Source organism: candidate division KSB1 bacterium (assembly GCA_034521575.1).
GTDB lineage: Bacteria > Zhuqueibacterota > Zhuqueibacteria > Residuimicrobiales > Krinioviventaceae > JAXHMJ01.
The window spans coordinates 1,198,189-1,220,044 of record JAXHMJ010000005.1 but is presented as its reverse complement, the minus strand read 5'-3'; the positions used below and the strand labels follow the sequence as shown (position 1 = coordinate 1,220,044).

Here is a 21,856-nt window from a genome sequence, read left to right as displayed (position 1 = left end):
AGCAGGTATGAAGATCATTGTTGCTGATGATGATGCGAATATTGTTGAATCGCTGCGCTGGCTGTTGATGAAAGAAGGCCATGCGGTGACCACCTGTTCTGACGGCAGATGTGTGGTAAACGAGGCTGCTGAACAGGATGTTGACCTGGTGTTTTGCGATGTGGTCATGCCGCAAATGGACGGTCTGCAGGCGTTGAAACAGCTGCGGAACAAATGCCCGCGTACCAAAGTGGTTATGATATCCGGGCAGGCTGATATCTCGACGGCGGTCAATGCCACCAGGGAAGGCGCCTATGATTTTCTTGAAAAACCGGTGAATCCCGAAAAGATTCTGCTTGAGATTCGGAAAATTGAAGACCAGCAGCGCAAAGATGCCGAGCTGGATTCTCTGAAGAACCGCGTTGATCTGGATTACCAGATGATCGGCGAGTCACCCCCTGTGCAGTCTCTGCGGGCGATGATCGATCAGATCGCCCCGACGGACGGCCGGGTTTTGATTTACGGCGAAAACGGCACCGGAAAAGAATTGGTGGCGCGGGAAATCCACAAAAAAAGCGGCCGACCCGGACGGTTCTTACAGCTAAATTGTGCGGCTCTGCCGCGTGAACTGATTGAAAGTGAGCTCTTTGGGTATGAAAAAGGTGCGTTTACCGGAGCTCATAAAAAAAAGACCGGTCTGATTCAGGAAGCGGAAAATGGCACTCTGCTTCTCGACGAGATCGGAGATATGGCGCCGGAAACCCAGGCAAAATTACTGCGTGTGCTGCAGGAAAATGAATTTACGCCGGTGGGAAGCACTGTCCCGCATTCGTTCAATGTGCGGGTGCTGTCTGCGACCAACAAAAATCTGGAGACTGAAATCAACAACGGTCATTTTCGTCAGGACCTGTATTTTCGATTGAATGTAGTGCCGGTTACCGTCCCTGCTTTGCGCGACCGGATTGAGGATCTTCCGGCATTGACCCGGCATTTTCTCGATGTTTATGCTGTGAAAAACGGCAAGCGTCCCAAGCGACTTGAGGATGATGCCCTGAATGCGTTGATGCGCTACAGATGGCCGGGGAATGTTCGCGAACTGCGCAACGTTGTTGAGCGCTTGAGCATCATGTTGACCGCCGATAAAATTACTGCCTCGGATGCCGTCCGCCTGTTGGGTGAACGGGCTGAGCCCGGGGCTGAGCAGACAGATGCAAAACGTGAATCAGGGTCGCTGCGCGATCAAATGAATGCTTTCGAAGAATCAATTTTGAGAAACGGGTATGCCGAATGTCAGGGCAATGTGAGCCGGATGGCGGAAATTCTTCAAACGGATCGCGCGAATTTGCATAAAAAACTCAAAAAATATGGTCTAAAATAATGCAATATAAAACTCTGCTGCTGTTGTTGCTTGTACTGAGCCTTCCGGCCATTGCTCAACAGAAAATCTATGAAACCAACCGTGCCTACAATCAGGGAGACTGGATCACTTATGCCGCAACACGGTTTGTCCGTTATGTCTCTCTGGGGAATACGTTTGTGTATTTTGCGTCGTCCGGCGGCATTACCCGCTATAATTATTTTGCCAATCAATGGAACTATCCCTGGACCGTCAGTAATGGTCTGGCCTCAAATGAAGTCTATCTGGTCGCCGAAGATGCCAATACCGGATTTGTCTGGGCGGTAACTGAAAAAAGCATCAGCCGTTACGAACCGGCAGCCGAGATCTGGTATAATGAGTTTTTCGATGAAATGGGTATGATTCAGGCACCGGTGCAATCCATCGGCTTTGACGGTGTGAATGTGATTGTGGTGGACTCTCGGGACAACTGGTTCAAGTCGCATAACCAGTTTTTCAACTTTCAGCAAACCCAGCCGGCTCTGAATGACCATATTAAATGGTTCGGCCGCCGTGACCAACGTTCCGGATTGCCGCATTTTTTTATGGACAGCGAATTCAGCGCGTATACGTTCAATGATGCCGGACAGGAAATCCGTGATCATGAACTCAGAACCTGGCCGGTTACCACCTGGGTGCGTGACAAGTGGGGGAATCTCTGGATAGGCACGTGGGGTCTGGGAGCAGGCCGCGGTGATCTGAATACCAACCGACTAACTCTGCTGCCGTTTGGATTGTGGGATGATACGGTAGACGATATTGGCAAAGATGAGAGCAGTTTTTGGGTGGGTGGCATGCAGGATCATGATGACTATACCGGAATAACCCGCTGGTTCGGCGTGCAAAAGCCCCCGGTTTATTATGAGCCACATTTGATTTCGGGGTTTTCCAACCCGGAAATCACCTCTATTGACTTGAATGAACGGTTTGTTTTTTTCGGCACACTTGGCGGGGTGGCCTTTTATGATCGCGAACAGGAGTACTGGCGCACCTTGCGTCGGGTGAATAACCTGTCCGATGATATTGTCAATGATGTGGTATTGGATTCTGATTTCCTCTGGATTGCAACAGAAGGAGGGGCATCCAGTCTGAACCTGTCTTCTATTCGACCCGATTCGGCGGATATTAAACAAATTCTGCCGTCGCGGTACAAGGAATTGCTGGTTTATGATGTCGACAGTCATGGCGATTCTCTGTGGCTGGGAACGGAATACGGTTTGTACCTTTACCATAAACAGAAACAAGCCGGATTTTTTATCGGAGATATTGATTTTATCAACACCCGCGTATTTGCCGTTTCTGCCTTTGATTCTGAACTCTGGTTCGCGACAGACGAGGGAGTCGGCTGCCTGGATACAAAACACCATGTGTTGAAACAGATTCCAGAACGGCTGCATTCCGTGCCTGCCGGTATACACAGGATTCTGGTTGCCGCGCAATCTGTGTGGGTGGCGACGGACAACGGTGTTTACAAATACAATCGATTCGCCAACCGGTGGAGACATTATACGCGCATGGACGGGCTTGCGGATAATCGGGTCTATTCGCTTTACCTAAAAGGCAATTATATCTGGTTCGGAACCCCTAAAGGATTGACGCGTTTTTACTGGAACTCTCCTTTACGCAGCGATTAAAGCATATGAGTTTGACGGAACAATCAAAAAGGTTTGAGCAGCGTCTTCAGTGGCTGTATGATCGGCAAAAATACGGCTGGAAGCTGGGACTGGAGAATGTCAGGGATTTGATGCGTGCTCTTGAAGAACCGCATCAACACTTTGCAACTGTGCATATCGCCGGCACTAATGGCAAAGGAAGCGTTGCAGCGATGCTTGCTGCGATTTTGATGGCTATGGGATACAAAACCGGGCTCTACACATCGCCGCATTTGTGCAGTGTCACAGAGCGCCTTCAGTTGAATGGTCGGCCGATATCGGAATCAGAATTTGCGCAGTGTGCCGATAACGTGAAATCTGCAGCGGAACACCGTCAGAGCACATTTTTTGAGACCCTCACTGCAATGGCCTTTACCTGGTTTGCGGAGCAGAAAACCGATATTGCTGTGATCGAAACCGGTCTGGGCGGTCGACTTGATGCGACCAATGTGATCCATCCCGAAATCAGTCTGATTACCAGTATTTCATCAGATCATACGCAGTTTCTTGGCGCCACTTTGGATGAGATCGCAGGAGAAAAGGCCGGCATCATCAAATCCGGTACGCCCTGTTTGGTTGGTCAGGATGTTCGAAACCGTATATTTGAAAAAAAAGCGCGGGAACTTGAGGCCCCCTTTTATCGTTTGTCTGATGTTTGCGAAATGAATGTTCATCATCTCGGTGTTCAGAATACTGATTTTGATTTGAAAACAAGGCGTCACAGTATACGTGTGCGCACAGCTATGACGGGCAAAGTGCATGTATTGAATGCCGGACTTGCGGTTAAGCTGCAGATCTGTTGGGCGAAACAGGCTGGGATATACGTGACAAGGGAATATGCGATGCTCTGAACGGGTTCAAGCGTCCCGGCCGATTCCAGGTCCTCAAAACAGACCCGGATGTCATTATTGATATTGCCCATAATCCGGCATCCGTGAAGAATCTGGCAGCATTGATAGAAACGTTCTATCCGGGGAAATCCGTCACTTTTGTGCTGGGATTATCATCAGACAAGGATACGGATGCGATTCTGGAAGGTCTCAGGGATACAGCAGACTGTATACAGCCGGTTGAAGCTGACAATCCCCGAGCGTTATCAGCGGTGGAACTCGAATCCCGGGTCAAACGGAAACAGATCCCCTGTCTGCCCGGAACAAAGGTGAGAGAGGGTGTAAAAAATGTGCTGACAAGACAGCAGGATTTGATTTGTATCGCCGGGTCACATTTTATATACAAAGAGGCGGTGGATACAATAAATTACTTGACAAACTAGATAATTTTGTGTATTTTTGTATAATTACCACCGACACCTCAAATGTATATGACCTCAAATTTCTTCAAAAATACTACTGTTAATTAATCATTAACTCTATCCGATATGAAAAGAAAAAAGGGAGAGCTCGTTTAATCTAGGCATATTTTCCATAGTATTGTCGTGCACAGGTATATGGTGCATCACGGGGATGCATGAATATTCAGAATAAAAATTCTCCGGCATTTGAACCAATGATTGCTGATCTTTGGAAATGGGTATTTAATTTTTCCTGCACATGGGCGCGGGTTTGTATTTTTCAAATAAAAATAGAGTATTTGCCGGAATAGAGCTGAATTTTAGTAACCGATATACATGAAATTCGCTGACCGATACTAAAAATGTAAGGAACAGGACTATGATAAAGAAACAGCGTTTTTAAACAAGAGGAGAATAATGGATATAGCAGAATTAAAGACCAAGCGAATCGCCGAGCTGACCAAATTGGCTCAGGAAATAGGGGTGTCCGGTGTGACGGGCATAAAAAAATCCGAACTCATTTTTAAAATTCTGGAAAAACAAACGGAAAAAGAAGGTTTGATCTTTGGAGAGGGGGTGCTCGAAGTTCTGCCTGACGGATATGGGTTCCTTCGTTCTCCGGATTTTAATTATCTTCCCGGTCCGGATGATATTTATGTTTCACCTTCACAGATCAAGCGATTCGGTATGCGCACCGGTGATACAATCTCCGGTCAAATCCGTCCCCCCAAGGACAATGAACGCTTCTTTGCCCTGCTGCGGGTAGAGGCAATTAACTTTGAAACCCCCGAAGAAGCCAAGGGTAAGATTCTGTTTGATAATCTGACCCCCCTTTATCCCGAGGAACGTATCAATCTGGAAAGTACGTCAAAAGATTATTCCACACGCATCATGAATTTGCTGACACCGATTGGAAAAGGACAGCGTGGATTGATTGTTGCGCAGCCCAAAACAGGAAAGACTGTGCTTCTGCAGCGTATTGCCAATTCGATAACCGTCAATCATCCAACCGTAAAAATGATCGTGTTGCTGATTGATGAGCGTCCGGAAGAAGTGACGGATATGCAACGTTCGGTCAAGGCTGAAGTGGTTTCTTCAACGTTTGATGAACCGGCGGAACGGCACGTCCAGGTTGCTGATATGGTCCTGGAAAAATCCAAACGCATGGTCGAATACGGTCATGATGTTGTGATTCTGCTCGACAGCATCACACGATTGGCGCGCGCTCATAACACAGTTGTGCCGCATTCGGGTAGAATCTTGTCGGGTGGTGTGGATGCCAATGCTTTGCATCGACCCAAACGGTTCTTTGGCGCGGCGCGAAATATTGAAGAGGGCGGCAGTTTAACTATTATTGCGACGGCTTTGATTGATACCGGCAGCCGCATGGACGAAGTAATTTTTGAAGAATTCAAAGGCACCGGTAATATGGAGCTGGTTCTGGACCGGCGTCTGGCGGATCGTCGCATCTTTCCGGCCATCGATGTCAATCTCTCCGGTACCCGTAAGGAAGAGCTGTTGATGGATAAACGAGAGCTGGACCGCGTATGGATTTTGCGCAAGTTCCTGTCCGAACTGCAGGTGGTTGAGGCGATGCAGGTGCTGATCAACAAAATGAAAGGCACCCGTTCCAACAAGTCCTTTTTGGAATCCATGAATGCCTGATCTTTCTCTTGCTTTTTAGAGCAAAATATATTATATTATTGTTTGGCAAATAATAGATTTTACTCTACAACATGTCGGAGGTTATTTTGAAAGAGAAAATACATCCGGATTATAAGCTGGGAACTGTATCCTGTGCCTGTGGGAATTCTTTTAAGACGCATTCAACCGTGGGTGATATTCAGGTTGAAATTTGTTCACAGTGCCATCCCTTTTTCACCGGAAAACAAAAATTGATCGATACGGCGGGCCGTGTTGACAAGTTCCGTAAAAAATACGGGGATTACAAGACCAACAAAAAATAACCCGATTGGACGATTTTCGTTAAACGGAATGAATGTCGTCAGACGTTGATTCCGTTTTTTTATGTGGAGCCTGCCTGTGAAAGCAAAGGAAAAAGTGACTGTCGGCGGTCAGGCTGTTATGGAAGGTGTTATGATGCGCGGCCCCGAACGGGTTGCCGTGGCGGTACGCAAGCCGGATGGTACGATTGTCGTCAAAGACCGTAAATTTGAATCGGTCATAAAGCGGTTTAAACCGCTCGGATGGCCGGTATTGCGGGGCGCAGTCACATTAATTGAAAGTCTTGTTCTGGGGATGAAAGCTCTTTCGTTTTCCAGTGATATTGCCATGGAAGAAGAAAACAAAAAAGCAGGTAAAAATACCGAGAAATCCATTTGGGATAATATCTGGATGGGAGTGACCGTGCTTTTATCTTTTATAATTGGTTTGGGTTTGTTTTTCTATGTTCCCCTTATTCTGACGGATTTGTTCCCGATCGAGTCCGGGATTGTTTTTAATCTCATTGACGGGATATTTCGTGTTATCATTTTTTTGTCTTATATTTACCTGATTTCATTGTGGAAGGAAATTAAACGGGTTTTTGAATTTCACGGTGCGGAGCATAAAAGTGTATTTGCATTTGAAGATCAGAAAGAGCTGAGCATCGAATCCGCACGTTCTTATACGACGCTGCACCCCCGCTGCGGGACCAGTTTCCTGCTGATTGTCATGCTGGTGAGCATTCTGGTGTTTATGTTTCTGGGACGTCCGGAAACAATTGCGGATCGTTTTCTCAGAATTGCATTTGTACCTTTGATCGGCGGATTGTCCTATGAGTTTATCCGATTTGCCGACCGGGCTCCGAAACGCTCTATCATAAAGTATCTCATTTATCCGGGATTGTGGCTGCAAAAGATCACCACCAAAGAACCGGATGATCAGCAAATTGAAGTTGCCATGGTGGCTTTGCGCTGTGCGCTGGGACAGGAACCACAAGCAGGGCCATCGGACGTGCAGATGGTCGAGGTGTAATAAAAGAGGACTAACCGACTGTGATCGATAAACTCGAAAAAGTCAAGAAACGTTACGACGAGGTCGCGAAACAGCTTTAGTGATCCCGAGGTGATTCAGCAGAATGAGCTTTACCGTGATTTGGCAAAAGAAGAGTCCGAATTGTCTCCGATCGTTCAGAGGTATCAGGATTATCAAAAGATATTGTCTGATATCGACAGCGCCCATGAGGTTCTGAAAGAGGATGACGGAGACATGCGGGAACTGGCGGAAAGCGAGCTTGAAGATTTAAAGTCACAAAAGCAGAGTCTCGAAGAAGAGATCAATATGATGTTGGTGCCCAAAGACCCCAAGGATAAACGCAACGCCATTATCGAAATTCGTGCCGGGACCGGAGGGGATGAGGCGGGTTTGTTCGCCGGCGATCTGTTTCGTATGTATCAACATTTTTCCGAGATACGCAAGTGGAAAATGGAAATCATGTCTTCGAATCCCCAGGGAATCGGCGGATTCCGGGAAATCATATTTTTACTGAATGGTCAGCATGTCTATGGTACCATGAAATATGAAGCCGGGGTTCACCGGGTCCAGCGGGTTCCGACCACGGAAACCGGCGGACGAATCCATACCTCTGCTGCTTCGGTTGCTGTATTGCCGGAAGCCAAAGATGTGGATGTAAAAATTGATCCCAACGATGTGCGTATGGATGTATACCGTTCTTCCGGACCGGGCGGACAGAGTGTGAACACGACGGACTCGGCCGTGCGCTTGACACATGTACCTACCGGACTGGTGGTAACGTGCCAGGATGAAAAATCCCAGCATAAAAACAGAGCAAAAGCCTTCAAGGTACTGCGCGCCCGGCTGTATGAAAAAGCCATCGCCGAAGAACAGGCGAAACTGACAGCGGAACGGCGTTCCATGGTCAGCACCGGGGACCGGAGCGCAAAAATCCGGACGTATAATTTTCCACAGGGACGCGTGACCGATCATCGTATTAATCTGAGTTTATATAACTTGAATGAAATACTCGGAGGGGATCTCACCGAGATTATAGAACAACTCAAACTTGCTGACCGTTCTGAAAAATTAAAAGAATTGGAATAAATCGGGTGCCCACACAGCAAAAGAAAAAAGACTGGACTGTTCTTCAATTGCTGGACTGGACTGTTAACTATTTATTGGAAAAAAAATTCGATCAAGCCCGGTTAAACACCGAACGCCTGCTGGCGCACGCTCTGGACCTTTCAAGAATTGAACTCTATACCAACTTTGACCGCCCCCTCACATCTGATGAACTGGCGGCGTTCAAGGCGCTTTTAAAGCGTCGATTGACGCATGAACCGCTGCAGTATATCATTGGATCTACCGAGTTTATGTCTCTGCCTTTTTTTGTCAATCCGGATGTACTGGTGCCTCGTCCGGAAACCGAAGTGATGGTTGAACACATTATGCAATACTGCGAGAATCGCTTTCAACCGGAGGAAAACGTGCACATACTGGATGTGGGAACAGGCTCCGGATGTATTGCCGTATCTCTGGCCCATTATATTCCCAATGCCCGGGTGACCGCAGTGGACGATTCTGAAAAGGCGCTTGAAACAGCCGAGAAGAATGCGGAATACAATCATGTAGAGGTGCATTTTCAAGAGCTGCGATGCCTGAAACCCTGGCCGGTGGATTATCTCAACTCGTTTCATATTGTGGTCAGCAATCCTCCGTATGTATCATACCAGGAATTTGAACAACTGCCGCCTGAAATCAAGGATTTTGAACCCAAACGCAGCTTGCTGGGTGGCAATGACGGGCTGGAATTTTACAGGCAGTTTTCTAATATTTTACCTACCTTGCTTTTTGATAACAGTGTCGCCTTTTTTGAAATTGGAGAAAAACAGGCGTCCAGCGTATCGCATATATTTTCTGATGCCGGATTTCAAAATATACAGGTCATGGATGATCTGGCCGGCAAAAACCGAATTGTTAAAATGTTATGGAACAGGAGAAACCATGAATACTGATATTTTCAGGGAATATGATATCCGCGGAATTGCGGAAACCGATCTGACACCGGATACTGTGACTGCTTTGTCCAAAGGATACGGCAGTTTGATGGTACGCCGGGGGCACAAAACTGTCGTGCTGGGACATGACCTGCGTTTATCATCCCCGGAACTGGACCGGATTTATCTGCGGGGTCTGAAATCCACGGGTCTGCATGTGATCCGGATCGGCCAGGTGACCACGCCCGCACTCTATTTTGCCATTTTACATTACAATGCAGACGGCGGTGTGATGATTACCGGCAGCCATAATCCAATCGAGTATAATGGTTTTAAAATGTGTGAAGGCATGGGGTCGGTCTATGGTGATGATATTCGCGAAATTCTGCGCATCATTCAGCAAAATGATTTTATCGAATCCGATAGCGGCAGTGATGAAATCCGCGAATTAATGCCTGATTATATTGATATGCTGAAATCCAAGTTTTCCTTTCCAAAGTCGCTCAAGGTTGTTATTGACGCGGGTAACGCAACCGCCGGTCCTGTCGCGCCGCAGTTGTGGCGTGATCTGGGAATGGATGTGGTTGAGTTGTATTGTGAACCTGACGGACGCTTTCCCAATCACCTGCCGGATCCGACAGTTCCCAAGTATATGGTTGACCTGCAGAAAAAGGTCCTTGAAGAAAATGCGGATCTCGGTATCGGATACGACGGCGATTCCGATCGCGTGGGGGCGGTGGACAACAAGGGCCGCCTGATTTTTGCCGATACCCTGCTTGCTCTGTTCAGCCGCGATGTGCTCAAGACAAAACCGGGATCCCAAATTATTTTTGATGTCAAGTGTTCACGGGCGCTGCCGGTTGAAATTGAAAAATACGGAGGCGTACCGGTTATGTGGAAGACCGGGCATTCGCTTTTAAAGGCCAAAATGCAAGAGACCGGTGCGCCCTATGCGGGCGAAATGTCCGGCCACATGTTCTTTGCGGATTCCTTTTACGGATTTGATGACGGCATCTATGCATCCGGCCGTCTGATGCAGATTTTATCAAATACCGACAAGACATTTGCGGACCTGGTTGATGAAATCCCTGATTTCCCTTCGACACCGGAAATACGTGTAAGCTGCGCGGATCACGCAAAATTTCATGTGGTGCAGAGCCTGGCCAAAGATTTTAAAGATAATAAAGTCATTGATATTGACGGAGTCCGGGTTGAATTTAAAGACGGATGGGGACTGGTGCGCGCTTCCAATACGCAACCGACTTTGGTTCTGCGGTTCGAAGCAGAAACTCAGGATCGTCTAAATGCCATCATTGATCTGTTCAAAAAGACTTTGAAGAAATATCCGCAAGTCGAATTCGATGATACTGATTTTTAAGGCAATCCGTTTGAGCGGATTGCATGTCTGCCGTTACTTTCGGCAGAACAACAAATTTTGATTGGATGGTTTTTATGAACAAATTTAAAAAAAAGGTTTTAAATCTGTTGTCGCATGAACCCTTTCATGCCTTTAAGACAAAGGAAATTCAAAACCAACTGAGTCTACCTCAACAACGATACCAACAGCTGAAATCAACCCTGCGCGAACTGGTATCCGAAAATAAAATTCATCGTTTTCCGAAAAACCGCTTTGGAATGGGGGAGGGAATACCCGAAGTGATTGGCGAACTGCATGTGAACACCCAGGGATACGGGTTTGTCCGACCTGAAAAAGGCGAAAGTGTGTTTGTGAGTCAAAAGAATATGGGCCAGGCTCTGAACGGCGACCGGGTAAAGGTTAAACTGTATGCCACATCTACGGGAAAAAGCCCGGAAGGCCGCATCATTGAAGTGATTGAACGCGCCACTGATACCTTTGTGGGCACGTACCATAAAAGCAAGAAATACGGATATATGATTCCGGATGACGTCAAAATACAGCGTGATCTTGTTATTGCCCACGGAGATGAAAACGGCGCTCAGGATGGACAAAAAGTAGTTTGCCGGATAGAGCATTGGGAACATTACGGCCTGAATCCCGGCGGCCATGTGGTCGAGGTGCTGGGCTGGCCGGATGATCCGGGTGTGGATATATTATCCATCATTCATAAGCATCGACTGCCCCTTAACTTTCCCAAGACCGTTGAGAAACAAGCTGCGGCCATTCATGAAGATTTCTCAAAGGAGATTAAAAAACGGCTGGATCTGCGCGATAAGCAGATGTTCACCATCGATCCGGATGATGCAAAAGATTTTGACGATGCGGTATCCCTTGAACCTATGGAAAACGGCAACTGGCGTCTGGGAGTACATATTGCAGATGTCAGTCACTATGTGCCGGAGCGTTCCGCGCTGGATCGGGAAGCTGGAAACCGGGGAAATTCGGTCTATCTGGTGGACCGGGTCATTCCCATGCTGCCGGAGCGTTTGTCCAATGAACTGTGCAGTCTGGAACCGAACAAAGACAAACTTGCATTCAGCGTACTCATGCAGTTGTCTCCGGAGGCCAAATTAATATCTTATGACATCAAACCTTCGGTGATTCACAGCAACCGACGATTTACCTATACCAAAGTACAGGATATCATGGACGGTAAAACGGATGATGAATACAAAACCGTGCTAAATGACATGCTCAAATTGTCAAAAATGATGATTAAGAAACGCCGTTCCCGCGGCAGCATCGATTTTGATACGGATGAGGTCAAGGTGGTGCTCGATGACAAGGGCAGTCCGGTCGAAATCAAAAAGTATGAACGTTTTGCCAGTCATCGTCTTGTTGAAGAATTTATGCTGTTGGCCAATGAAACCGTGGCCCGTCATGTCGGCGTTATTCTGAGACAGAAAGTGGAGAATGATATTCCCTTTGTCTATCGGGTGCATGAAAAACCGGATAAGGATGAGGTGCTGAATATGATCCGTCTGGCGCGCGCTTTTGGCATTCATATCAAAGCACCCAAACGAATTACTCCGAAATCTCTGCAAGCCGTTTCCGATCAGATACAGGATCATCCGGCCCGGTCGGTGTTGAGTGCTGCGCTGCTGCGTACCATGACCAAAGCCAAGTACTCGATCAATAATGTCGGACATTTCGGTCTGGCGTACAAATTTTATACGCATTTTACATCTCCCATTCGCCGTTATCCTGATCTTTTGGTTCACCGGTTGTTGAAACTCTATCATCATACGCATCCCAGGGATGCTAAAATTACTGAAAAAGAACTGGAATCCGCCTGCAGAACCGCAACACAATGTGAGATTCGAGCGCAACAAGCGGAACGCGACAGCATCAAGGCCAAGCAGGTCGAATATATGGAACAGCACCTGGGTGACGAGTTTGACGGTGTGATTTCACGGATCGTGAATTTTGGGTTTTTCGTAAATCTGCCCGATTATCTTATAGACGGTCTGGTGCATGTTACCGATCTGCAGGATGACTATTATATTTATGATGAAACCGGCTATGCTCTGCTGGGTCAAAACACACGCAAGCAGTATCGTCTGGGTCAAAAAGTCCGAGTCAAGCTGGCGCGGGTAGACCGGGATGAAAACCTGATCGATTTTGTGACGGTTGAAGATTAGCGAGTTCAGATTTTCGGAAATAGCAATATTTCAGGGTATTGTTTTATGTGCCGAACGATGGTTTTAATCGCAGAGTAAACGATTTGAAAATGAAACCATCTGACTCGAATCTATGCAGAAGAAATGGTACATAGTTATCCTGAACGGAACAAGTGCACTCATTGATGCAGAAATACGCCAAGCAAAGTCCGGATACCATGGAAGGCTTTATGCAGATCCATAAAGCCAGTGGACAGGATGGAGCCTTGACCGGAAAAACCAAAGAGTTAATCGCATTGGGGATTGCCATTTGTGTGCGCTGTGACGGCTGTATTGCGTTTCACGTGCATGATGCCATTGAAAAAGGAACCACGCGCGATGAGATTGTCGAGACTATCGGGGTTTCTATTCTGATGGGCGGCGGCCCGTCTGTGGTGTATGGTTCGCAGGCTCTGGAAGAATTTTTGGAAAAAAAGCAGTAAATCGAATCCGTCCGGATGATGATGTGCATCCGGACTTTATTTATGGGTTAATCACCGCCTTGATTACCCCATCCTTGTATCGGTCCACCCATTCAAATGCCTGCTGTGCCTTTTGCAGCGGAAAATGATGCGTCACAAGCGGCCGGACGTTGATCAGCCCCGAGTTCATCAACTGCATGCAGCGCGGCACGGTGAGCAATGAGCGTCTCACCAGGAGCAGGCTCAGGCCTTTGCGTCGGGCGGACGCGGCTGAAAATGGAATCCGGTTGTCTTCCGGGATGCCGATGAGCAATACCCTGCCGCCGGGTGCGCAGATTTCAACCGCTTGTTCAAACGTGTCGGGTTGGCCTGCTGCTTCGAATACCACATCAACTCCGCGGCCTTGGGTTTGATCCATCACTGCAGCGACCACGTCTGTGTATTTCGCATCTAAAAGGGTATCCGCTCCCATACGTTCGGCCATACTGAGCCGTTCTTTTATGATTTCCGAGGCTATGACCGTATGACATCCGGAGGTCTGCTTGAGCAGATGAATCGTACCCAGCCCGATGGGGCCGGCGCCCAGTACCGTGGCAGTATATCCCGGTTTAATATGCGCCAAATCAATGGCGTGCAGACAGATCGCCAGGGGTTCCAGCATCACGCCGTCATCATGAGACATGTGAGGCAGCAGCTTGTAGACCAGGTGTGCGGGCCAGACCAGCTCGTCGCGGAGAGCACCGTCATGCGGAGGGACGCCGCAAAACTTTATATTGACACACAAATTGTATTGGCCTTTCCCGCACCATTCACAGGCGCCGCAGTGGATCCCCGGTTCGACCGCTACGCGGTCGCCGGGCTGCAGATCATCAACATTTTTGCCGATTTCGAGAATCGTAGCGGAAAATTCATGCCCGAGTACAAGCCCTTTATTGTTTTCACCTGCGAATGTAACATCGCGAAAGCGGTGCAGATCGGAACCGCAAATTCCAACGGCATTGATCCTTAAACGCACCTCACCGGTTTGAACCGGCAAGGTCGATTCCTGATATAGTTTCAATCGACGATTGTCATCAAGACGAACGCTCTGCATAAAACCCTTTTTTAAAATGATCCAAAACGAAAAATAATTTGGCCGCTCACACCGGAAAGGTCCTCGTTTGTTATGCTATAATAATCCACACCCTGAATATACCGATAAGTGGCGCCGATTCCCACCCGGAAAAAACTTGTCACATTAACTTCGAGATTGACGCCCGGCTCCAGTACAAAAAACGAGTCGCCGTTGTCCGGATCTTGCTCCACATCGAACCGGCTGTAATTCACACCGCCCCATCCGATCATGGTTTCTACGGTATAGTGCAGAACCTGATCGGAATTTTGAGTATAACCCAGGAAAATGCCGCCATAACCGACATTCAGTCGATAATCGGTTTGAAAATCAGTGGGTTCCCAGTCCGCAGGGTTGTGTTCTGTGGTCAGGCCGTATCCGCCGCCGCCTAAAATAAACTTGTGGTTAATGATCCAGCCGCCGCGGCCGCCGACTATAACGCCCATATCAGAATTGGGACCGATTTCCGTGAAACGTACAACCGGTCCGCCGTATCCGCCACTGTGATGGATGTGACCGTCAAATAAAGTTTCCTCCGCTGCTGCCGGAAGGGTCACGACAAGGAATAATAGCAGTAATACTTTTTTCATGATTTCACCTCTGTTTTTGTTTCTTTTTTAATAGTCTCTGATGTCTCCATACGAATGCACCGTGTTCATGTTTCAACTGAATTGACATCAAATACAAAAAAACAGAGTAAAACCTGGTCATGTCATTGAAGTTTAAAAATAAATGTTATAATCCCGGTCACGTTGTTTTGCGGCTGAGCCGGAGTGAGTTCGTCAAACCGCCATTGTTTCAATGCGTTAATGGCGCGGTTCTCCAGTTGGGGGCCGGCTTTTTTGATCGGAATGATCCTGCCCACCCGTCCGTCCGGGTAAACGGTGAATTTCAACTGCACTCGGGCCTCGCGCTGCAGATCATCCGGATATTCCGGCAGCACCTGCTGTACGATGCGTCTGTCTGCTGCGTCGCCCTGCAGGAAAAAAGGCCGCAGGGTCTCGCCGCTGCCGGTATTGCTGCTGCCCGGATCACCCAGAACCGATGACGGAGGGGATTCCGAGGGCCGCATGGATTTTTCTCCACTGGCGGGAGAGACTGTTGTTGATTTTTCGTCGCTGCCGCCCGGACGGCTGACAGGCGTTGTGGTCTCGTTCCCGGGCGTCAGTTTGCGGTGACCTGGAGAGGACAGTTCCGGTTCCTGCTGTTCCAGCATGCGCCGTTTCGGCAAATCAACCGGGGATTCATCCGGTTCATCTGCAGCGGGTTCAACGGGCGGAGCTGTCTCCGGAGCCGGTTCAGCCGCTGATGACGCCGTAGAGGATACGGGGTCCCGGGCCGGTTGTGTGACCGTGAATCCCATTTCCGCAAACGAGTGGTCCGGCAGTTGGATGCCGGAATGAATCAAAAGACCAACCGCAACAAGCAGGATATGCACCCCCACTGAAATCAAAAGAGCTTTCTGCATCGGGTTTAAATCACGCAACCGCATTACATCCCCCGGGTTATGGACTGGGTTGCAATCATAAACCGTTCCGCGCCTGCCAGTTTTGCAATGTCCACAACGCGGATCATGGCATTCAGCGGCAGGTCCTGGTCCGCGCGGATCACGATAACGCTTTCCGGGTGATCGGCAATATGCTGTTTGATGCGGTTACCCAGGCCGTTTTCATCAATATGCTGCTGATTCAGGAAAATGCGCTGTTCCCGGGTGATTGTGATAAACAGCTTGTTGCTGTCTGTCTGTTCTCCGGCGGCCGCTTTGGGAAGACGGACTTTGATGCCCGGCTGAATGACAAATGAAGACGTCAGGAGAAAAAAGATCAGCAGCAGCAGGACAATGTCCGTGAGCGATATGGTTGAAAACAGCACCATTCGTTTACGAGTGGATTCAATGTGCATGTCAACTCTCCTGTTCCAAAAGGGTGTCCATTAAATCCGTAGATGTTTCCTGCATTTCAAACACGAAATGTTCTACTTTGGCCTGCAGCCAATTGTAGAATACCAGAGCCGGAATACCGACCGTCAATCCGGCGGCTGTTGAAATAAGCGCTTCCCAGATACCGCCTGCCAAAACGCTGGCGTCCACGCTTCCCCCCAGGGTCTGTACCTGCATAAATGCCTTGATCATGCCGGTTACCGTACCCAGAAATCCGATGAGCGGGGCGACCGCCGCAATGGTGCCGAGAATGCCCAGGTAGCGTTCAATGTGATACACCTGGGATTTGGCGGCGCCTTCAATAGAATCTTTTATTTCTTCGCGCGGACGATTATGTTTGGACAATCCTGCGATGGTGATGCGGGCAATGGGGCCGCGGGTCTGCTGAGCCAGATGCAGAGCGTCATCAATACGCCGGCGCAGCAACATGTTCTTGATCTGCAGTACAAAGGAATTGGTGTTGATTTTCATCTTTCGCAACGTGATCAGACGTTCAATTAAAATAGCAAATGCCGCGATGGAACACAATGCCAACGGGATCATCACAATCCCGCCCTTGACAATGATTTGAAACAGTGACATGCTGTAATCTCCAGAATTCGTGGTTCGAAAGCGTTAGAATTTGGCCCGTAAACCGGTCATGATCTGTATCCCCGGTTCTCGAAACGGAGCCCAGGTTTTATAGGATGTGTTTAAAATGTTATATATTGTCAATTCAGCTGATAATTGCGGAATAATGTTTTTTCTGGCCTCCAGGTGCAACAGCGCAAAAGCCGGCAGTGATCCCGAGCCTGAGAACCCGGTGTGACGTTCTCCGGTGATCTCGGAGATGAGGTTGATCCAAAGTCCGGGCTCCAGCTGCAGTGTGCAGCGTAACGGCAGATAAAACTTGGGACGATACGGCAGTTCATCCAAAGTCAGTGGATTATTGTTCAACGATGCTGAATATGTGGTAAATGATGCCTGGAACCGCAGCCAGTCGTTGTATTGCCATGTGGCTCCGGCGCTGGTTTCTGACAGCCGGACATCCCGAATCATTATCATATCCGGAAAGTGAAATGCAGGGTCGGAATGAAAGACCGAATAGGTCCTGTACCAGTCGCGTTTGAACATCAAATAGAATTCCAGTCCGTTTGTGATCATAAACTCGCTCTTGAGCTTGATGCCGAGCTGTTTCTTGTCCGGTATGATCGGAATGTCGTGGTTCAAATACGGATTATTCTGCCATCGGGTGATATAATGATGCATTTCATAGCCGCTGGAAATCATGGCGGTTAATCCGAGACGGTTCGATATCATCAGGTTGAACCGGCCATAAGGGGAGAACCGGAACTGATTAAATTGGCTGTCTGCTTTTGCGGATTGGTAGGCAATTCCGGCTGAAGCTGAAATCAGTCGGGAAACCGGATAAAACAGCGCCAGATTCAGTTCATTGAATTTTTGGGTGTGCAATGTATCCGGGGTTTGGAGACGTTCATTCAAATGATGTCCCGATGCTGTGATTTGCAGTGAATTAAAATGAAAGGTATAATCGAAAAATAAATTATACAGGGCATCCGATGTTTTCAGCTGCGTTTGTCCGGTGTCACTCTGCAGGGACAGTCCATTATAGCCGATTCCTGCGGTTCCTTCGGACGACTGTGTGGGTTTGAATGTTAATTCAGTCGATATATTGATTTTTGATGCATTCCGCTCGGCTTTGTGAGAAATATGCCGATGCAGACCAAAACGGTCATCAGACAAGGTCAGTTTGGTTTTTGTGTGCAGCGAGCGGTTAATCCGGTAATCTCCCTGTCCGGATATCATCATAGTCCGGTACTGACTGTTGGTGTACTGGCCTGAACTGTTGTCCATTTCCGTATTGACTTGAAAGGTGGTGCTGGGATCGTACTGCTGCCAGTATCCGCCGTTCAGGAGGATACGGGTAGAGGTGCCGCCCCATAAACGGCCCCATATGCGACGGGTAATCCGGCTGGTATCCGCATAGACCTGCGGTTTTTCGCTTTCCCGTGTGAACCATTGTGTGATGGGATCATAGGGCGAACCGGGCTGCAGAAGCGTCGGGGACTGGGCGCGGGTGACTTTGTTGGAAACCCGACGTTGATAGCGGTCATGTCCCAGAATGACCACATCAGGAAGTTCGAGTTTGGTTTGTGCGCTTTTTTTGGTTGTCTGGCGCACCGTTCGGCTCGAGTCGGATGCGAGGTCAAAGCGCGTTTCCGGCGCCGCGTTTTTTTGCGCCATTGCGGGAATGAAAAATAACAGCAACAGGCTGACTGGTATTTGAAATTTCATAGTGATGATCCTTAAAGATTCGCCAATTCCTTTATTTTCATTCTGGCCTTGTCTGTATAGCTGTTAAAGTCAGGATAGTCCTGGAGGATCGAATGATACAGGCGTTTTGCGTCATCCAGCCGTCCCAGGCTCCTGGTAGCACCGCGCGGCCTGGTCGACCGCCCGCACGGCCCAGCCGGCTTCACTGCCGTAAAGATATTTACTTTTAAATAGGCGACCGCCGCTGCCCGGAGGTCGTTTTGTCCGCGATAAACCTCACCCAATAAAAATTGAGCTTCGGCATTGATGTCAATTTCTCCCTGATTGACAACCTGATTCAGACGCTGCATGGCGGTTTGATACTGCTGTTCGTGTATGAGGATACGGCACAATCCAAGCACCGCCTTTTGTTCAAGCCGCGGCTCATCAGATATTTCACGCGCCCGGCTAAAGTACTTGCCTGCTGACTTGTAATCACCCGTTTGTAAAAAGGTCTGGCCGGTCATAAACAGGGCTTGTGCGCTTGGAGGAGCGCCGCTGTACTGTTTTTCAATTTTTATGAATTTATCCCGGGCTGCTTTATAATTTTCCTGTTCGTAAAGTATTTTCACCTGATTTGAACAGAGCCTCCGGAGTCGAACCGGAGGCGGGATAGCGCTGCGATTGGTTCGTATAAGAGTCCAAAGCCGATTGAAGATTGTTCTGATATTGATGCGCCATACCGATCTGAAACCAGGCTGATGCCGCGACCTTGCTGTCCGGATACTGTTCGAGCAGATGGGTGTATTGCGCAATCGCGCGCCCGTAATCTTCCTGGTCAAAGGCGAACTCTGCTTTTCTCTGTACAATACTTGCGGCTTTTTCCTTGTCTGTCACGTTGATCACAAGTGTATCCACCGCATCGATGGCGGCCTGGGGCTTACCGCTCTGCATCAGCGCCTGCTGGAGACCGGTCACCGCGTCATCCACAATATCACTTTCCGGATACAAGGTGATAACTTTTTTGTACTGGAAGGCTGCCTTGTCATATTGACCGGAATTGTAATAACAATCACCCATTGCATAGACCGCATCATCGACAAGTTCATGCTCCGGGTACTGTTCCGGGATTTGCGTAAACAGGGAAGCCGCTTGTTCGTAGTCTTCCTGCTTGAACGTGAGCCGGGCTTTCCAGTACAGGGCCTGGGGCGCCCAGGAGGTGCCTGGATATTGTGCATATACTTCTGTGAATGTCTGCAATGCCGCTCCGGCCTCCTCCAGTCTGCGCCGACACTGCCCGATCAGGAGCAATGCCTCTGCCTTGATGTCAGAGTCTGTGGCATCTATAGACGCGGTCTGATAGCTTTTGATCGCCTGCACATAATCGCGGGCATTAAACAAGGCGTCGCCTTTGCGCAGCATGGCGTCAACCCGCAGTGAACTCTGCTCTGCGGTCTCATAGGCTTGTTGAAAGGCTTCGGCCGCTTTTAAAAACTGTTCCGCGGCTTGCCGGGCGTATCCCAGGCCGTAATACGCATCACTTTCATGTTCAGAGCCGGGGTATCGACGCAGATAATCTCTGTATACCGAGATGGCCTCCTGAACCTCTTTCCGGGCGTACAAGGCCTCGGCTTTCCAGAATAAAGCATCCCGATGGGCGGGTGAGTCGGGAAATGCAGTCAGCACCCGGTTAAATTGTGAAACTGCGTCATCATATTGTCCCTGATGGTAGTCAATCCAGCCCTGTTTGAACGTGGCATTGGCTTTTAGGCTAATATCCGAAAAAGACTGTGCTGCATCGGAATAGGCTTTGCGCGCTTTGTCCAGGTTGTTCATCCCGATATAACACTCTCCGATCATTAATGCGGCCTGGGAGCGCAGCGGAGATTCCGGATGCTGTTCGAGTATACGCTGGTAACTGCTTTGTGCGGCTTTGTACTGTTTGTTGCGAAATTGCAGAGATGCGTATTCGAACAACGCATTGGGCACGTCCTGGCTGTCCGGGTATCGGTCGATCACGGCGCCGAATGCCTGAACCGCCCGGTCCGGCTGTTGACTGAGGATATAATTGCGTCCGGCCTGGAACAGGGCCGATCCGGCCAAATCGCGATCTGAACTCAGGGTGTCTACCGATTCAAATGCGCGCGCTGCGCTTTTATAACGCTCCAATTTGTGCAACGCCCAGCCCAGACTGTACTGGGCGTCATCCGCATAAGGGTTATCCTGCAGAGCCGTTAGGGACTGATAGGCGTGTACCGCTTTCTGATAGTCACCCTGCTGATAAAACGATTCGGCGATGAAAAACCGGGCCTCATTTTTCAAAGGATTATTTGGATATGACTCGAGTGCGCGTGACAAGGTAGAGACGGCGGTGTCATAGTCTTTTTTCCCATACGCTGTGAGTCCGAGACGAAAAGTGGCCTGAGCTTTGAGAGGACTTGACGGATGCAGTTCAATGAGTTTATTATAGGCTGCGGCCGCCTGACCCCAACGCTCCATCTCTTCAAACAGATAAGCAGCGGAATAAAACGCATAGTCCGCCAATTCCCCTTTGGGATTTTTTTTATAAACATCTGTGTAATATCGCAGCGCTGTTTTGATGTCTCCCTTGTAATAGGCGGCTTCTCCGTACCAGTACATGGCGTTCATATAAAGCGGACTTTTTGGATATTGTTCGAAAAACAGTTTTAGAGCGTTCATCGCTTCTTCGTACTGACCCGCATTGACCAACGCTTCGCCGACCCGGAACTGGGCTTTGTCCCGCATACCGACAGAGGGATAATGGGTCAGCAGTTGTCGGTATTCCGAAACCGCGCGGGTGTATTCCTTGAGCTGAAAACGGCATTCGGCGATCAGAAACTGTGCTTCGGCCGCGTGCTCATTAGCGGGATATCGGGATAAAAACATATCAAATTGATCAGCAGCGAGTTCATAAAGCTGATCCGAAAACATGCCTTTTGCCGTGAAAAAGAGATGATCTGCCTCCATATCAGGAGTTTGAGTGTATCCATTAAGGGCGACAAGGCAGATTACAGCAATCCACCACGGGAAAAACCGAACGTATTTTTTCATAGTCTTTGGGCCAATAATCTTGATTGTATTATTATATAGACGTCTGACAAAAGGATATATTTACCTAATTACAATACAACATTCCGATATAAATTGCAAGCGGCATTTTGTAAAAAAGTCAAATCTTTCGTATTGAAAAAGTTGCAAGGTCTTGATGAATAGTGGATGATCTGAGAGGTTTGTAATTTTAGATCTGGCGGATAAAAG

19 protein-coding genes and 1 pseudogene are annotated in these 21,856 nt (G+C 48.5%); 12 read left to right on the top strand and 8 right to left on the bottom strand.

Annotated elements, in window-relative coordinates; translation table 11 throughout:
- Positions 1 to 7: 7 nt before the first annotated feature.
- The 12 genes and pseudogenes from U5R06_18490 (at position 8) to U5R06_18435 (ending at position 13,295) form a co-directional block, all read left to right on the top strand.
- A complete protein-coding gene (locus tag U5R06_18490) occupies positions 8 to 1,357 on the top strand; it encodes a sigma-54 dependent transcriptional regulator (GenBank protein MDZ7724737.1) in 1,350 nt (449 codons plus the stop codon).
- Positions 1,357 to 3,009 (top strand): hypothetical protein, encoded by a 1,653-nt coding sequence (locus tag U5R06_18485; GenBank protein MDZ7724736.1) that lies wholly within the window; start codon positions 1,357 to 1,359, stop codon positions 3,007 to 3,009. Before U5R06_18490 ends, U5R06_18485 begins: the two co-directional genes overlap by 1 nt.
- Before the next feature lie 11 nt (positions 3,010 to 3,020).
- The gene (locus U5R06_18480) at positions 3,021 to 3,878 is read left to right on the top strand and encodes a Mur ligase family protein (GenBank protein ID MDZ7724735.1); all 858 of its coding nucleotides are present in this window, start codon (positions 3,021 to 3,023) and stop codon (positions 3,876 to 3,878) included.
- Positions 3,827 to 4,300 (top strand): cyanophycin synthetase, encoded by a 474-nt coding sequence (locus U5R06_18475; GenBank protein ID MDZ7724734.1) that lies wholly within the window; start codon positions 3,827 to 3,829, stop codon positions 4,298 to 4,300. The genes U5R06_18480 and U5R06_18475 overlap by 52 nt, the downstream gene beginning before the upstream one ends.
- Before the next feature lie 435 nt (positions 4,301 to 4,735).
- On the top strand, positions 4,736 to 5,983 hold the full coding sequence (gene rho, locus U5R06_18470; protein MDZ7724733.1) for a transcription termination factor Rho: 1,248 nt from the start codon (positions 4,736 to 4,738) through the stop codon (positions 5,981 to 5,983).
- Between the two features lie 86 nt (positions 5,984 to 6,069).
- On the top strand, positions 6,070 to 6,285 hold the full coding sequence (rpmE, locus tag U5R06_18465) for a 50S ribosomal protein L31 (GenBank protein MDZ7724732.1): 216 nt from the start codon (positions 6,070 to 6,072) through the stop codon (positions 6,283 to 6,285).
- Between the two features lie 76 nt (positions 6,286 to 6,361).
- Positions 6,362 to 7,294, top strand: coding sequence for a DUF1385 domain-containing protein (locus U5R06_18460; protein ID MDZ7724731.1), 933 nt, complete (start codon positions 6,362 to 6,364; stop codon positions 7,292 to 7,294).
- A gap of 20 nt (positions 7,295 to 7,314) precedes the next feature.
- Positions 7,315 to 8,380 (top strand): annotated as a pseudogene (prfA, locus tag U5R06_18455) (peptide chain release factor 1).
- Between the two features lie 5 nt (positions 8,381 to 8,385).
- On the top strand, positions 8,386 to 9,291 hold the full coding sequence (gene prmC, locus U5R06_18450; GenBank protein MDZ7724730.1) for a peptide chain release factor N(5)-glutamine methyltransferase: 906 nt from the start codon (positions 8,386 to 8,388) through the stop codon (positions 9,289 to 9,291).
- The gene (locus U5R06_18445; GenBank protein ID MDZ7724729.1) at positions 9,281 to 10,651 is read left to right on the top strand and encodes a phosphomannomutase/phosphoglucomutase; all 1,371 of its coding nucleotides are present in this window, start codon (positions 9,281 to 9,283) and stop codon (positions 10,649 to 10,651) included. Before prmC ends, U5R06_18445 begins: the two co-directional genes overlap by 11 nt.
- 74 nt (positions 10,652 to 10,725) lie before the next feature.
- On the top strand, positions 10,726 to 12,834 hold the full coding sequence (gene rnr, locus U5R06_18440; GenBank protein MDZ7724728.1) for a ribonuclease R: 2,109 nt from the start codon (positions 10,726 to 10,728) through the stop codon (positions 12,832 to 12,834).
- A 152-nt stretch (positions 12,835 to 12,986) separates the two neighbouring features.
- Complete coding sequence (locus U5R06_18435; GenBank protein MDZ7724727.1) at positions 12,987 to 13,295, top strand: carboxymuconolactone decarboxylase family protein; 309 nt, start codon at positions 12,987 to 12,989, stop codon at positions 13,293 to 13,295.
- 40 nt (positions 13,296 to 13,335) lie between these two features.
- On the opposite strand, the gene U5R06_18430 is transcribed toward U5R06_18435, so the two are convergent.
- From U5R06_18430 to U5R06_18395, 8 genes are all read right to left on the bottom strand, one after another.
- Positions 13,336 to 14,367 (bottom strand): alcohol dehydrogenase catalytic domain-containing protein, encoded by a 1,032-nt coding sequence (locus tag U5R06_18430; protein MDZ7724726.1) that lies wholly within the window; start codon positions 14,365 to 14,367, stop codon positions 13,336 to 13,338.
- Between the two features lie 11 nt (positions 14,368 to 14,378).
- Entirely contained in the window at positions 14,379 to 14,975 is a 597-nt protein-coding gene (locus U5R06_18425; protein MDZ7724725.1) for a hypothetical protein, read from the bottom strand.
- 122 nt (positions 14,976 to 15,097) lie between these two features.
- Positions 15,098 to 15,877 (bottom strand): energy transducer TonB, encoded by a 780-nt coding sequence (locus U5R06_18420; protein MDZ7724724.1) that lies wholly within the window; start codon positions 15,875 to 15,877, stop codon positions 15,098 to 15,100.
- Positions 15,877 to 16,287 carry a biopolymer transporter ExbD gene (locus tag U5R06_18415; protein ID MDZ7724723.1) on the bottom strand — a complete coding sequence of 137 codons (411 nt, stop codon included), beginning with the start codon at positions 16,285 to 16,287 and terminating at the stop codon, positions 15,877 to 15,879. Before U5R06_18415 ends, U5R06_18420 begins: the two co-directional genes overlap by 1 nt.
- A gap of 1 nt (position 16,288) precedes the next feature.
- The gene (locus tag U5R06_18410; protein MDZ7724722.1) at positions 16,289 to 16,906 is read right to left on the bottom strand and encodes a MotA/TolQ/ExbB proton channel family protein; all 618 of its coding nucleotides are present in this window, start codon (positions 16,904 to 16,906) and stop codon (positions 16,289 to 16,291) included.
- 33 nt (positions 16,907 to 16,939) lie between these two features.
- Complete coding sequence (locus U5R06_18405; GenBank protein MDZ7724721.1) at positions 16,940 to 18,619, bottom strand: hypothetical protein; 1,680 nt, start codon at positions 18,617 to 18,619, stop codon at positions 16,940 to 16,942.
- Positions 18,620 to 18,630: 11 nt separating this feature from the next.
- Positions 18,631 to 19,209 carry a tetratricopeptide repeat protein gene (locus U5R06_18400; protein MDZ7724720.1) on the bottom strand — a complete coding sequence of 193 codons (579 nt, stop codon included), beginning with the start codon at positions 19,207 to 19,209 and terminating at the stop codon, positions 18,631 to 18,633.
- On the bottom strand, positions 19,178 to 21,649 hold the full coding sequence (locus tag U5R06_18395; protein ID MDZ7724719.1) for a tetratricopeptide repeat protein: 2,472 nt from the start codon (positions 21,647 to 21,649) through the stop codon (positions 19,178 to 19,180). Before U5R06_18395 ends, U5R06_18400 begins: the two co-directional genes overlap by 32 nt.
- Positions 21,650 to 21,856 lie beyond the last annotated feature (207 nt).

Excerpts from the sequence above, each read along its gene's own strand:
- U5R06_18490 (MDZ7724737.1), top strand. The coding sequence starts at position 8 with ATGAAGATCATTGTTGCTGATGATGATGCGAATATTGTTGAATCGCTG.
- U5R06_18485 (MDZ7724736.1), top strand. The coding sequence starts at position 1,357 with ATGCAATATAAAACTCTGCTGCTGTTGTTGCTTGTACTGAGCCTTCCG.
- rho (MDZ7724733.1), top strand. The coding sequence starts at position 4,736 with ATGGATATAGCAGAATTAAAGACCAAGCGAATCGCCGAGCTGACCAAA.
- U5R06_18445 (MDZ7724729.1), top strand. The coding sequence starts at position 9,281 with ATGAATACTGATATTTTCAGGGAATATGATATCCGCGGAATTGCGGAA.
- rnr (MDZ7724728.1), top strand. The coding sequence starts at position 10,726 with ATGAACAAATTTAAAAAAAAGGTTTTAAATCTGTTGTCGCATGAACCC.
- U5R06_18430 (MDZ7724726.1), bottom strand. The coding sequence starts at position 14,367 with ATGCAGAGCGTTCGTCTTGATGACAATCGTCGATTGAAACTATATCAG.
- U5R06_18425 (MDZ7724725.1), bottom strand. The coding sequence starts at position 14,975 with ATGAAAAAAGTATTACTGCTATTATTCCTTGTCGTGACCCTTCCGGCA.
- U5R06_18420 (MDZ7724724.1), bottom strand. The coding sequence starts at position 15,877 with ATGCGGTTGCGTGATTTAAACCCGATGCAGAAAGCTCTTTTGATTTCA.
- U5R06_18415 (MDZ7724723.1), bottom strand. The coding sequence starts at position 16,287 with ATGCACATTGAATCCACTCGTAAACGAATGGTGCTGTTTTCAACCATA.
- U5R06_18410 (MDZ7724722.1), bottom strand. The coding sequence starts at position 16,906 with ATGTCACTGTTTCAAATCATTGTCAAGGGCGGGATTGTGATGATCCCG.
- U5R06_18405 (MDZ7724721.1), bottom strand. The coding sequence starts at position 18,619 with ATGAAATTTCAAATACCAGTCAGCCTGTTGCTGTTATTTTTCATTCCC.
- U5R06_18395 (MDZ7724719.1), bottom strand. The coding sequence starts at position 21,649 with ATGAAAAAATACGTTCGGTTTTTCCCGTGGTGGATTGCTGTAATCTGC.